We start from the raw sequence: 13,461 nt of genomic DNA, 5'->3' as shown, positions 1-13,461 counted from the left end.
GCTTTATTGTTCCTCTTTATGCTTCTTGCGCTTTTTTCGTTTTCTGCTATCTTTAATCTAAAAAATTCTGGTATGCAGAACAAACTAAGAGTTACACAATTTCGAGGACAACAGTGGTATGAATTATGGGTTCGAAATATTTGGCGATATCCTAATCGTCTTTTGGCTCTAAAATCAGCCTTTACAATGGGTGCTTTATTAATTCCATTTGTAATTTTTAACCTGCCTTTCGTTGGAGTTACACTTGCATTAGGAGCATTGGCTGGCGCATTATCGGAAACAGATGATCACCCCAAGGGAAGAGTAAAAGCACTGCTGCTTTCCATTCTTAGCTTTATCATCTCAAGTGCTTCTGTAGAATTATTGCTTCCCTACCCCATTTTATTTGGAATAGGATTAGCAGGTTCAACCATCACTTTTATTCTAATCGGCGGCCTGGGTGAGCGCTATCGAGGAATAACATTTGGCGCCTTACTTGTAGCTATATATACCATGCTAGGAGCCGAAATACCCCTCAATTGGTATACTCAAGTTATTTTATTGCCTACAGGTGCTCTTTGCTATGGTTTACTATCGCTGACATTGCTCTATCTGCATCCTGCAAGATTATTGGAAGAACAACTGGCCGATGGATTTGAAAACCTTTCTTTATACATGAAAGAGAAATCAAAACTGTTTCCAAGTCAAGAATCCATTCAAAAGAAAACAAGGCAAAGGCTGGCTTCTTTAAATGTACAAATGATTGGATCTTTGGGGCGTTGCAAAAATGTATTAAACAGTTACACTGATGCTGTTGACGATATCAATCAACTTCGCCCATATCTATATAAATTTATTCTTTTACAAAGTCTTCATGAACGAGCAGCCTCAAGTCATGATCGCTACGATTTATTAAGTGCTGATTCAGACAATAGAGAAATTTTAGAAGGCTTAGGTCAGTTACTGCTTCAGCTATCTCTTGCCACTCACGAGGTATCAAAGAGTTTGCTAATGGGAACGGAATACCATCATCCAATTTCCATAAAATGGACCATTAATGCAATAAAAACGCACTTGAATGATATCAAACAAACTACCAACAAGAACGATCTTGGTTTACTATTACAGAACTTAAACCAATCGCATATCTCATTACAGAATATGAATTTTAATGTTGATGCTGGCTATCTGCCAAGAGTTGACAGGGATTCGAGTAGCTTGCGGAAACGCTTTACAAATCTACTCAATTGGAAACATCCCAGGTTTAAATATGCGATCCGATTATCAACCTGTTTCCTAATTGGATATTTTTTTATGCAAGTTTTTGATATTGAAAAAAGGTATTGGATATTACTTACAAGTTTATTTGTATGTCAACCCAGCTATAGTGAAACCAGATTAAAAATATTTCAGAGAATTTTGGGAACTATTACCGGTGTTATTGTTGGCGTTTCAGTTGTTCAAATCCTTCCTACCATAGGCGGACAGGTGGTTTTACTTATAATCGCTGCTTACTTCTTTTTTGCATGGCTAAAACAGAATTATGCCATTTCTGTGATTTTTGTGACAATATTTGTAATTGCAGCTTTTAATTTAATTGCTGATAAGGGAGTTGCAGTAATGATTCCGAGAATAATAGATACAATTATTGGAGCCCTATTGGCAATTTTGGTGGTTCGATTTATGTGGCCCGATTGGCAATACAAACAGCTTCCTACCCTATTGGCAACGGCTATAGAAAAGAACAAAGTGTACTTTAACAGGATTTTATTGGAATACGATTCCCCTAGTAAAGATGATTTGCCTTATCGGATTTCCAGATATCAAGCACATCAGGCTGATAACTCGTTGGCTTTAGCTTGGCGCGGAATGAAATTAGAGCCTAAAAAACATCAAAAATTACAAAAAAGAGCATTTTCGATAACCTATTTAAATCATGCATTACTCTCGTATTTATCGGCTTTAGGATCTCATCGAAATGTAAAAGGCTACATGAACGATGAGGTAAGACATATGTACAAAGAGGTTGAGGAAGTGCTTCGGATGGTTGCTGATTCTTTAAGAAAAAACAACCTTCAATATTCTTACAGCGAATTGAATCTGATCCTTGAAAAATTGGGCAATAAACTAGAACTTACAGAGAGGGGAATTCAACGACAAAAATTGGTTTTACTGTACAATATTGCCGAAGTCACCAAGCAGCTGGCTCAAAAAGCTTCTCAAATTGAGGAGAAATAAAAACCTCTGCCTAATTGGACAGAGGTTAGAACTATTTTTAGATATACTAATTTCGTCTTGGACAATATGGTAATTTAACCATATCGTAAGCATCACTATAATTTCCTTCCACGCAATCGGTAGGATCGCAACAAGTATGGCAAACACGCTTAAATGCACGAAACCTATGAAGTAAAACTCCCGGAGCCATAAAACCTTCCTTAACCGGCTCTTCTCGCATTAAATCGGTACTTAAATATTTCTTGTTATCATCAGCAAATATTGTAACAACTACCGCATCCGAACCTAATTCTTCCTGTAATTTAAGAGCTCCTAAGAAGTTGGCTCCCGATGAAATACCAATACCGAGACCCAATACAGATGATAGCTTCTGAGCCATTAAAATAGCATCTCCATCGTCAACACTAACAATCTCATCTAACTTATCCAATTCAACAATAGATGGAATAAACTCATCCGAAATTCCTTGAATTCTATGCTTCCCAACCTTATAACCCGTTGACATAGTCGGTGAGTTTGAAGGCTCTAACGGATGTACTTTAATGGTCTGATCTTGCTCTTTCAAAAATTTACCAACGCCCATCACAGTTCCTCCCGTACCAACTCCAGCAACAAATGCATCCGGAACCAAATTTCTATACTTTAATTGCCACCACAGTTCTTGAGCGGTTGTCTTATAATGTGCTTCACAATTGTCCCAATTTGAAAATTGACGCGGCAAAAAGGTTTTTTCATCTTCTTCGGCTAGTCTATTTGCCATTTCGATACTACCCAAGAAACCACCTTCATCTTTACTAACCAGTTGAATTTTGGCACCATAGCTCTGAATAAGGTTGATTCTTTCCTGACTCATCCAATCTGGCATATAAATGGTTACCGGGTGTCCCATTGCCCTACCTATTCCCGAGAATGCAATTCCAGTGTTACCACTAGTTGCCTCAATAATACGATCACCTTCTTTTAATGCCCCACTGCTATATGCTTTCTGCAAAATATGAAAAGCCATTCGGTCTTTTATACTACCTGTCATATTCAAGTATTCTGCTTTAGCATAAATGGTTCGCTTACTTCCTTTGTAAGTAAATTCTATGGCAAGTAAAGGTGTATTTCCAATTAAGCTGGAAATACCCATTAATCTGTTGTTTAGGGGATTTGAAATCATTTTGTTAGTATTTATATTTTGTTGTTAAACATACTCCTACTATTAGGATCTTTTTATCTTTTTCACATTAAAAAAAGAGGCAACTCTACAGTAAAACATGTGTAATTAATTTGTAGAGTTGCCAACTTTGCTGAAACTTACACTTAAATATAATGGAAGTTGTAAATCTTTTAGTGATTTACGAAAAAAAAGACAATTCCTTAGTTTAATTCTGCCAAATATCTTTCCGCTTCCATTGCTGCTTGACAACCCGAAGCAGCAGATGTTATTGCCTGACGATAAACCGGATCTTGAACATCACCACAAGCGTATATTCCTTGTACATTCGTTTTAGGTGTTCCTTCCTCTGTTAAAATATAACCTTGATCGTCGGTTTTTATATATTTTGAGAAAACATCTGAATTTGGATGATGTCCAATTGCCAGGAAAAATCCATCAATAGCAATTTTTACTTCTTCCTCTTCCGGAGTTCCAGCTTTTTTAATTAAAGTACAGCCTTCAACTCCCATGTTTCCTGTTAATTCTTTGGTATTGTGCTCAAATAATATCTCAATGTTCTCTGTTTTGAAAACTCTATCCTGCATTGCTTTCGAAGCACGCAAATGATCTTTACGAACCACCAAGTAAACCTTATTGCAAAGTCCTGCCAAGTAAGAAGCTTCTTCACAAGCAGTGTCACCACCTCCAACTACTGCAACATCTTTTCCACGATAGAAAAACCCATCGCAAGTTGCACATGCCGATACTCCGGAGCCTTTAAATTTCTCTTCACTTTCCAATCCTAAATATTTCGCAGTTGCACCAGTTGCAATAATAACCGATTCTGCTTCAACTTCTGTTTTTCCATCAACCGTAACTTTAAAAGGCCTTTGCTCAAAATCAACATCAGTAACAATTCCCCAGCGGCAATCGCACCCAAACCTTTCAGCTTGTTTCTTCAACTCACCCATCATTACCGGACCACTAATTCCTTCAGGGTATCCTGGAAAATTATCAATCTCAGTTGTTGTAGTTAACTGCCCACCAGGTTGAAGTCCTTCATAAACCACAGGTCTTAGGTTTGCTCTTGAAGCATAAATCCCTGCCGTATAACCAGCTGGTCCAGATCCAATTATCAAACACTTAACTCTCTCTATAGCATTCTCGTTCACATCCATCTTTTTAAATATTTCTTACGCTTACGATAACTTTTTCATTTTCTCCAACATGGTTTTTAAAATTACCTCGTCGGTAACTTCCATACCTTCATTGGCCAAGCGTCCTATATTTCTTATAGTTGCTTCAACATCATCATCAATAATACCATTCATTCCATTTAGCACATTGTGATTCATTGCCAATAGCGATGATTGAATGGCCGCACTGACACTTGCCGAGATCTTATGTGAACAGCCATATTTTGCTCCATCGCAAATCATACCTGTTACACTACCAGTCATGTTTTGCAAGGTCATTCCAAGTTGTTTAAAATCTCCACCCATAATGTATGTAATTCCACATCCAGCCCCGGCTGTAGAAAGCAATACACCACATAATGCTGACAATTGCCCAACAAATGATTTCATATAAATTGTAGTAAGTAATGCCAAAGCCAGACCTCTTAACAACTTTTCTTGATCAACTTGCAATTCCTCAGCAGTAACAACCACAGGCAGGGTAACACTAATTCCCTGGTTTCCGCTGCCACAATTCGACATCACAGGCATGGTACTACCAGCCATACGCGCATCAGAAGCTGCAGCTGTTAACATGATAGATCGATTCATTAAATCAGAGGATAACAAACCCTTTTTAATATTTAACATCATCGACTTTCCAACCTGTAGACCATAATTTCCTTTTAAGCCCTCTTCTGCGATTGATTTGTTAAGTTTGATGCCTTTCTCTATAAATCTAATTTCGGATATATCTACAGTATTTATAAAATTGTAGATACTTTCAAAACTCCACGTAGAAAAATCAGTCCCTCCTGTACTATCTGAATTACTTGAATTACTATAAATAATCTTTCCATTTCTTTCTACAGCAACAATATTAGTGTGACGATCCTGAATAACCACTCGCCCTTTATTCTCACCATTATAACAGATACATTCAATATATAACTTAGGTACTTCGTACTTCACATCAACGGTAACCTTTCCTTCGTCCACAAAAGTTTTAGCCAATTCCATAACATCATTACTGATGCCATCCAATACTTCAAGCCCCGCAGTTGGATCGCCTCCCAAAGCTCCTAAAGCTCCAGCAATAGTAAGTCCAACCATACCCGATCCCGGGATTCCTACTCCCATCCCATTCTTTAAAATGTTCCCACTTACAAAGAACTCAATACGTTCGGGCTGTAGAGATAAAACTTCACAAGCTTTAGCCGCCGCATAGGCAACAGCAACTGGCTCTGTACATCCAAGAGCTGGTACAAACTCCTCTTTCAGCTTTTGCAAGAATACTTCCTTCATTAGTTTGGATAAAATTAAATGTTTGTTGTTTTTGGTAATTAACTGTTAATATATGAAAGAACGGATCGGCTGGCCCCTTACCTCCAACCGATCCAAAACTAAACCAAAACAGACTATTGATTTTGTCTTACGAATTCTTTGGATTCATTACTACCTCAACAGAATCGTATTTCTTAAATAATTTTTTAGCAAACTCTTTTACACTCCTAGCATTGATACTTTTTACCAATTTAATATACTCTTCAGTATTTGTAATTGGTTCATTGTTCATTAATGATGACTGAATTACGCTTAACCAGAAAGAGTTTTGTTTTTCAGCCTCAGCTCTGTTCTTTATGTAATTGCTCTTAATCTCTTCCAGATCCGCTTCATGAACAGTATTAACAATTGCATCAATTTCCTTATAAATCAACTTTCTTAATTTCTCCTGATTATCAGGTCCGCAATCGAATTGAATTTTCAAACCTACATGTTCGTATGGACGCTTACCGATAGAAGGATTTACATGAACTCCATAAGTTCCACCTTCCTGCTCACGTATCGTTTCCATGTATCTTTTCGATAACAAGTCAGAAAGTACTCTAGCATACATTCTGGTTTCAAGATTGTATTTCATTTCATTATCGATAGCAAGATATACAGTTGTTTTTGGCACTTCCATTTCTCTCTCGAAAATATTTTGTGCTTTTCCATCTGCCATGCGAACTTTTCTATCAACCCAGTTTTCCTTGCGGTTCTCAGAAGAGATACTGCCGACGTATTTGCGTATTAAAGGCAGGTGTTTTTCTTCATCGATATTACCTACAAAAAAGAAAGTAAAATCGCTTGCATCTTTAAATCTATCCAAATAGATCTTTTTAGCCTTTTCGAAATCGATGTTGTTTACAAACTCTTCATTGAACATTAATGAGCGTTCATGGTGGTTTGTCATCATTTGACCAATAGTATCCTTTAATGCTTTGTCATTATCTGCTTTTGCATGCTGAAGACTATTTTTGATTCTTCCCATCTGAGCCTGGAATACACTTTGATCGAACCTTGGATTTTCGAAATATTGATAGAGCAATTGAAGCATGGTTTCAAAATCTTTTGGTGAAGCCGATCCTGAAAATCCCTCAGTATATGTACCTAAGGCTGGTTTAACACCTGCAATTTTCCCTGTTAATTTCTTTCTCAACTGAATTGCGTTGAATTCACCAACACCAGATATTTGAGCCAACATAGTTGCAAGATCTCCAGACTCTAAATCTTCTCTTTCAAGTACCGAAGTACCTCCAAAGCTATATGAGCTGAAAAGAATTTCATCCTTGCTATAATCTGTAGGAAGTACCACTACTCTTGCACCATTTTCTAATTTATATAATTTCGCTTCGGTACCTTTAACCACTGATTCCGATATAAATGTCTTATCAGTTAATTTGTCTGATATCATCGGAGAATCGTCAATTTCATCAGCATAAGGTTCAATGTTCGAAGACATCACTTTTTTAATAGATGCAAACAACTCCTCTTTTGTAGGATAATTAATTTCAGCTTTATCAGGACCACTTAATGCAAAAACACTGTTGTTGATATTTCCATAATTTTTCAACATTGAATTTACTTCCATTAAAGTAATGGATGGAATGGTTTTCTGTCCAAATTCAACTTCCCATTCAACCGAAGGTGCAGGATTTGCTTTTAAAAAATGTTCTTGGAATGTTTTAGCCCAGTCTTCATTTGAAATTTTATCCTTTCCTTGCATGTATGATTCATAGCTTCTCAGGAAAGAAGTTTTCACCCTTTCCAATTCCGACTCGGTAAATCCAAAACGTTGAACCCTAGCAAATTCTTTAATAAAAGCTTCAAACGCTTCAATTTCCTTATTCTCTTTTGGAGAAATACCAATGTAGTTAGCCGCTTTTGTACGACACAAGTCAAAGTTTCCAACTTGCATTCCAACAGCAGGAAAATCCGGTTTTTGCATCAACTCTTTCAAACGGTTGTTAAACATGGTATTGAACATTCCCTGCACCAAACCTTCTCTCATGTAATTCTCGTCACGATTCATAAAAGCCGGCTTTCGGAAAATCCAGTTAATAGAAACAGATTGTGCTTCTCTATCTTTCGCCAATACATATTGAGTCTGTTTACTGTCTTCTACCTGATAGTATATTCTTTCAGGAACGTTTTTAGGCATAGGAATCTGTGAGAAAAGAGACTTCACTTTCGCCTCCATTTTTTCCACATCAAAATCACCTACTACTACTACTCCTTGGTTGTCCGGATGATACCATTTTTTGTAGTAATCACGAAGTTGTTTGTGTTCAAAATTATCGATTACATCAAGAGATCCAATTACATCACGTTTAGCGTATTGTGAGTGATTGAATAATACCGGAGTAGTTTGAGCATTAATCCTGAAACGAGAATTTCTACGAGTTCTCCATTCTTCATGAATTACACCTCTTTCCGCCTCAATTTCTTCTCCTTCTAACAATAGTCCACCCGACCAATCGTGCAGAACAAGTAAAGCTGAATCCAAAAGATTTTCGTTTTCGGTTGGAATGTTACTGATATTATATACTGTTTCATCCTGAGCAGTGTAGGCGTTAATATCTCTACCAAACTTAATTCCATGCTTTTCAAGATACTCAAACATACTTTTTCCCGGAAAATGCTCAAGTCCATTAAAAGCCATATGCTCCAGAAAGTGAGCCAAACCATTTTGAGGTTCTTCTTCCAAAATTGCTCCAACATTTTGCACAAAGTAAAGACTTGCTCTGTCTTTAGGTTCTTCATTGTGCATCACGTAATAAGTCATACCATTAGAAAGCTTACCATGCTTTACCTTAGGGTTCAAAGGGATTGTTGTTGTATTCTGTGCCTGGCTTAAACCAGAAAACAAAATTGTACTCATAACGAGTAAGGTCAAGAATTTCTTCATTTTGTTGTTTTTTTTAGTTTTCTCAAAATCATTCCGAGAGTTCTTTAGTTCAAGACTAAATTCTTCTATGTTTTCACAAAGAAAAAATGGTTTGGTAATTGGTTTTCTAATGAAAAGAGGTGTGAGCAGGGAGTTTACAGATCAGATATTGGGGTAAAGTCCTTTACAGCCCTGCTCGTAACCACTAACTAGTATTTATTGTTTTCTTTTAATAAGTTATGGTAGTACTATTCTGTTTTAAATTTTTCAATGAAAAATCACTAAGCAATCTAAACTATATTTATATTGAAATGTTTAATTAACTACTTAAAACGTTACTTATTTTTGTAATTCTTCTTTCCTTCATCAAGAAACTTAACAAACTTGCTCACATCTAAATCGTAAGCCGTTGGCTCTGTTAAATCATTTCCTTTCGCATCCAGGATCACATAATATGGCTGAGCATTTACATTGTACTTGCGAATCTGAAGATCGGCATTTTGCTTACCTATGGTTTTCTTTTTCTTTCCATCATATTCTGACACATACCATTGATCCTCTGGCAATTTCTTTTTATCATCAACGTAAAGAGCAACTACTATAAAGTCTTGCTGTAATCTTTTAAGCACAGCTGGATCAGACCAAACATTTGCTTCCATTTCACGACAGTTAACACAACCATGTCCAGTAAAGTCAACAAAAATTGGTTTGTTTTCACGTTTCGAAGCTTCTAAAGCTTCATCGTAATCAAAATACCCCTGCAATCCATGAGGCAAGTGCAAGAAATCCGAATACTTCGCCTTGTGTGGTACTTTATTGACAACAGCCCCTCCTCCAGAATTCTCTCTAATAATCTGACTTAAGTTGAAATCATGCGTTGCTAATGGTGGTGTAAATCCTGATAGCATTTTCAACGGTGCTCCAAACATACCCGGTATCATGTAAACCACAAATGAGAATGAAGCTATTGCCAACATTAAACGTGGAACACTAATACTTTTTAATGGGCTATCGTGTGCAAACATTAATTTACCCAATAAATAGAATCCTAATAGAGTAAAAATTACAATCCAAATCGCAATGTATACTTCTCTATCTAATATTCCCCAATGGTAAGTTTGATCAGCAACACTTAAAAATTTTAGACCTAATGCCAATTCCAGAAATCCTAATACAACCTTTACCGAGTTCAACCATCCTCCTGATTTTGGAAGATTGTTCAACCAGCCTGGGAAAATTGCAAACAATGTAAAAGGTAATGCAAATGCTAAAGAAAATCCTAACATTCCAATAATTGGCATTAATACTTCACCACCTGCCGAAGCTACAAGAATAGAACCTACAATTGGACCAGTGCATGAAAATGAAACAAGAACAAGAGTAAATGCCATGAAGAAAGACCCCATGAAACCACCTTTATCTTCATTCGCCACTGATTTATTCACCATCCAACTTGGCATTGTAATTTCGAACATACCAAAGAATGAAAAAGCAAATAAAACAAAAATCAGGAAGAATAGAATATTCGGAATCCAGTGCGTACTTAGGAAGTTAGCAAAATCCGGCCCCATTACTACAGCCAAGATTGTACCAATTACTGTATAAATTGCTATAATTGAAAATCCATAAAAGAAAGCATTCATTCTACCCTTAGCTTTATTTCCTCCTCCTGAATGCATAAAATAACTTACTGTCATCGGAATCATAGGAAATACACAAGGAGTAACAATTGCAATTAAACCTCCTAAGAATGCTGCAATAAAAATTGCCCAAAGTCCTTTTTTACTCTCTTGATCTCCTGTAGCCGAGTCTTCAGCCACAACTCCTTTACCAATTTTCAAATCAAACTCATCATCACCCATTACACATTGACCTGTTTCATCAGAACAAGTTTGATATTCGAAAGTACCTGCAACATGCAATGGCAATTCTTTCACTTTAATGGTTTGGCGCATTTCACCTTTATTCTCGAAGTAGCTTACCTCACCTTCCCAAATTTCATCGTAATGTTTGTGGGCATTAATTGGTCTTACCTCTCCCACTCTTTCGTAGCTTGAGTTCTCTGTAAAATCGAAAGTAATTAAAATAGGACCTAATTCCGCATCAAAATCGTTAGAATAAACGTGCCATGTTTTGTCTATTGTTGCGTTAAAAACAACATCTAATTCGTCTCCTACCTTTACATCTTTCTTAGAAAACTCTACTTCCCACTTGGTAGGTTCTATAACCTGTCCGAAAGAAAGTCCGCTAAAAACCATCATCAAGATGGTTAGAATTGTAATTTTACCTTTCATCTGTTTTTTTTTAGTCTATAAGTGGTCATAATCATTCATTCCAGATTACAACCAAGTTGAGTTGATTAGTTGATTTGGTTGGTTATTACTTTCCTTTTAGAGACAACCAAAACCTCTAATTGGGTGAACTAAATAAGTAAAAAATATCGTTAATTAACGTTAACAAAAGTCACATTAACAGACACCTAGAAAACAATCTATCATTTATATTGTTTTGCATTAAATACACAAACTCTCTGATTATCTACAGCTAATAATTTCAATTACAATCCAGATTAGTTAAAAAAAGAGTGTGAAAAAAAAGTGAATTTTTTATTACTTTTTTTCATTGATTGTAATTCTATCTACACTTTCACTAATGAATCGTAGATAATAAGGGGGTTCTTGATTTCAAACTATAAGACATAAATTATCAAGTTCAAACTAGATGAACTATAAAATCGGACCTCTACATATTCATACTTTTCCTTATTGAATTTAAGGTAATGAACCCATCTTTTATAATGTCAGTATTAGCATGAAATCAGTCTTCTTGTTTGTCCTTTTGTGTTTAATAAAGACACAACCTTTAAACCCATTTAAGTCTCATTACTTTATTAAAATTGGTACAAGATCCCCTCTGAACTTTCCTTTACACCTTTTGCAACTTTTTTCGAAAGAAATGTTTAAAATTGAAGAAATAACGAAAAAAGGATATCCATAACTTACGGACACCCCTTTTTTCATACTAGATTAATATCTTTTATTAAAAAGCATCTTTTCTACATACATCGTTACATTTATTGCACTGTACACAGTCGTAATTCGACACATAGGCATACTTATTCTTTCTATCAATGACAATTGCCTGTGTTGGGCATATTTTTTCGCACATGCCACAATACGCACAATTAACATCTTTAATTTTTCTTGGTTTGAATGAGAAGAATGAAACAAGTCCTAATAATACTCCATATGGACACAAAAAACGACAAAAAGGTCGTGGAACCCAATAACCCAAAACAAGAATGCCAATTAAATACAACCAAGTTCCAAAACCGAATGCAATTAAGAACTTAGGTTCCATTGGATTACCAACTATAAATGCCAGTGCTTGTTCAAACCAAGTTTGTCCTGTGAAAAACAGCACTTTATAGGGCTCCAACTCACACACAAAGAAACACGCACTCTGAATAGCAAAATAAACAGTTGCAATTAACATTAGGATTGGTACAATTTTTAGTGCATTATTCAGTTTCTTAGGTAACTTAATCGTCTTTTTGGATTTTTGTACGATGTGCTGAACTGCTCCTAAAGGGCATCCTGATGTACAAAAAACCCTACCAATAATTAAAGCAATTATTAGAGGAAGCATAAAAATGATTAAACTTGCTAATCCAACTTCGGCAGGTGTAATCAAGCCCATTGTGGTATTAGATATAGCTCCTACAGGACAAACACATCCCCCTCTAATAAAACCCAAATAAGCAAATGCTATGATGGCCATTACGGTCATTGCCTTTTGCGATTTCTTTCTCCAAACAAAGAACACCCCAATTAAAAGTAATAGTACCAAAGCACCCAAATCTACAAACACCATGTATTCTGGAGTCGGAAAATATTCCTTTGGAATATAGTTGTCTTTAAATTCACGTATATTTCCTCTGCTAAGATCATCAATACTATGACAATCGTGAGTCTCATTTTCCTGAGGCACGGGCAAAGCCATACTGGTATTTATCGAAGCTATGAAAGAAGTAATTGTAAATACAATTACAAAAATCAATCTAATATTCATCTTTAATCCTTTAAGCTCCATAACCGTTCATATCATTTTGAGGGTACTCCAATTCATAAATTCCTTTAAAATCATCTTCTGGTCCGATATACAAACGATCAATTGCTTGTTCTGGACAAATTTTGGCAATATCACAAGAATTACAATTCAGACATAAATCCGGGCGAATAATCAAAAACATTGACTTTGTTCCTTTATCTGTGCAAGCTTCTGCACATTTACCGCATCCAGTGCACTTATCGTGATCGATGTCATAAATGAAGTAACCATCTTCTCCTCCAGAGAAATTTTTGCGAGTTACAGCATCGTAAGGACAAACTCTTTCTCCGTGGCTCATAATCTTATCAGACTCGATTTGCTTGTTCTTAATATGACCATAGCATACTACACAACAAGAGCATTTTTTCTGATCATTAACAGCTTTAACTGCAGAAGGTGTGCGAACACATGCCGTTTCGCATTTTCCGCAATTGGTACATTTTTCAGGATCAATTTGCCAAACATATCTTGATCGCGGTCCTGCTGTTTCTTCATTTAGATGTTGACCTACAATTCTGTAAGCTATCCCTCCAAGCGCAAGAGCACATGTTGCCTGACCAGCTTTACGCAGAAAGCTTCGTCTGTTCCAATTCTTCTTCTCAGTCATA

The 13,461-nt window shown here is 36.2% G+C and carries 8 protein-coding genes; 1 reads left to right on the top strand and 7 read right to left on the bottom strand.

Translation table 11 applies throughout. From position 1 onward, the window contains the following. Positions 1 to 72 precede the first annotated feature (72 nt). Positions 73 to 2,217, top strand: coding sequence for a YccS family putative transporter (gene yccS, locus ACO05S_RS15145; protein WP_421918851.1), 2,145 nt, complete (start codon positions 73 to 75; stop codon positions 2,215 to 2,217). Between the two features lie 46 nt (positions 2,218 to 2,263). Here the strand turns inward: yccS and ACO05S_RS15140 are convergent, their stop codons facing one another. The 7 genes from ACO05S_RS15140 to ACO05S_RS15110 all read right to left on the bottom strand — a co-directional run bounded on the left by ACO05S_RS15140 (position 2,264) and on the right by ACO05S_RS15110 (position 13,460). Then, positions 2,264 to 3,379 carry a PLP-dependent cysteine synthase family protein gene (locus tag ACO05S_RS15140; RefSeq protein ID WP_421918850.1) on the bottom strand — a complete coding sequence of 372 codons (1,116 nt, stop codon included), beginning with the start codon at positions 3,377 to 3,379 and terminating at the stop codon, positions 2,264 to 2,266. A 200-nt stretch (positions 3,380 to 3,579) separates the two neighbouring features. Beyond that, positions 3,580 to 4,536, bottom strand: coding sequence for a thioredoxin-disulfide reductase (gene trxB / locus ACO05S_RS15135; protein ID WP_421918849.1), 957 nt, complete (start codon positions 4,534 to 4,536; stop codon positions 3,580 to 3,582). A 21-nt stretch (positions 4,537 to 4,557) separates the two neighbouring features. After that, the gene (locus tag ACO05S_RS15130; RefSeq protein WP_421918848.1) at positions 4,558 to 5,838 is read right to left on the bottom strand and encodes a serine dehydratase subunit alpha family protein; all 1,281 of its coding nucleotides are present in this window, start codon (positions 5,836 to 5,838) and stop codon (positions 4,558 to 4,560) included. 127 nt (positions 5,839 to 5,965) lie between these two features. Further along, complete coding sequence (locus tag ACO05S_RS15125) at positions 5,966 to 8,764, bottom strand: M16 family metallopeptidase (protein ID WP_421918847.1); 2,799 nt, start codon at positions 8,762 to 8,764, stop codon at positions 5,966 to 5,968. Positions 8,765 to 9,078: 314 nt separating this feature from the next. Further along, positions 9,079 to 11,037, bottom strand: coding sequence for a cytochrome c biogenesis protein CcdA (locus tag ACO05S_RS15120; protein WP_421918846.1), 1,959 nt, complete (start codon positions 11,035 to 11,037; stop codon positions 9,079 to 9,081). Positions 11,038 to 11,782: 745 nt separating this feature from the next. Continuing rightward, positions 11,783 to 12,814 carry a 4Fe-4S binding protein gene (locus tag ACO05S_RS15115; protein ID WP_421918845.1) on the bottom strand — a complete coding sequence of 344 codons (1,032 nt, stop codon included), beginning with the start codon at positions 12,812 to 12,814 and terminating at the stop codon, positions 11,783 to 11,785. A 10-nt stretch (positions 12,815 to 12,824) separates the two neighbouring features. Then, on the bottom strand, positions 12,825 to 13,460 hold the full coding sequence (locus ACO05S_RS15110) for a 4Fe-4S dicluster domain-containing protein (RefSeq protein ID WP_421918844.1): 636 nt from the start codon (positions 13,458 to 13,460) through the stop codon (positions 12,825 to 12,827). Between the last annotated feature and the right edge of the window lies 1 nt (position 13,461).

Origin of the sequence: Marinifilum sp., assembly GCF_965230805.1 — a bacterium.
Classification (GTDB): Bacteria; Bacteroidota; Bacteroidia; order Bacteroidales; family Marinifilaceae; genus Marinifilum.
This window is presented reverse-complemented; position numbering and strand designations above follow the sequence as displayed.

What these genes read in the sequence shown, in the direction of transcription:
- ACO05S_RS15130 (WP_421918848.1), bottom strand. Translation starts at nt 5,838, where the DNA reads ATGAAGGAAGTATTCTTGCAAAAGCTGAAAGAGGAGTTTGTACCAGCT.
- ACO05S_RS15115 (WP_421918845.1), bottom strand. Translation starts at nt 12,814, where the DNA reads ATGAATATTAGATTGATTTTTGTAATTGTATTTACAATTACTTCTTTC.
- ACO05S_RS15140 (WP_421918850.1), bottom strand. Translation starts at nt 3,379, where the DNA reads ATGATTTCAAATCCCCTAAACAACAGATTAATGGGTATTTCCAGCTTA.
- ACO05S_RS15110 (WP_421918844.1), bottom strand. Translation starts at nt 13,460, where the DNA reads ATGACTGAGAAGAAGAATTGGAACAGACGAAGCTTTCTGCGTAAAGCT.
- yccS (WP_421918851.1), top strand. Translation starts at nt 73, where the DNA reads ATGCAGAACAAACTAAGAGTTACACAATTTCGAGGACAACAGTGGTAT.
- ACO05S_RS15120 (WP_421918846.1), bottom strand. Translation starts at nt 11,037, where the DNA reads ATGAAAGGTAAAATTACAATTCTAACCATCTTGATGATGGTTTTTAGC.
- ACO05S_RS15125 (WP_421918847.1), bottom strand. Translation starts at nt 8,764, where the DNA reads ATGAAGAAATTCTTGACCTTACTCGTTATGAGTACAATTTTGTTTTCT.
- trxB (WP_421918849.1), bottom strand. Translation starts at nt 4,536, where the DNA reads ATGGATGTGAACGAGAATGCTATAGAGAGAGTTAAGTGTTTGATAATT.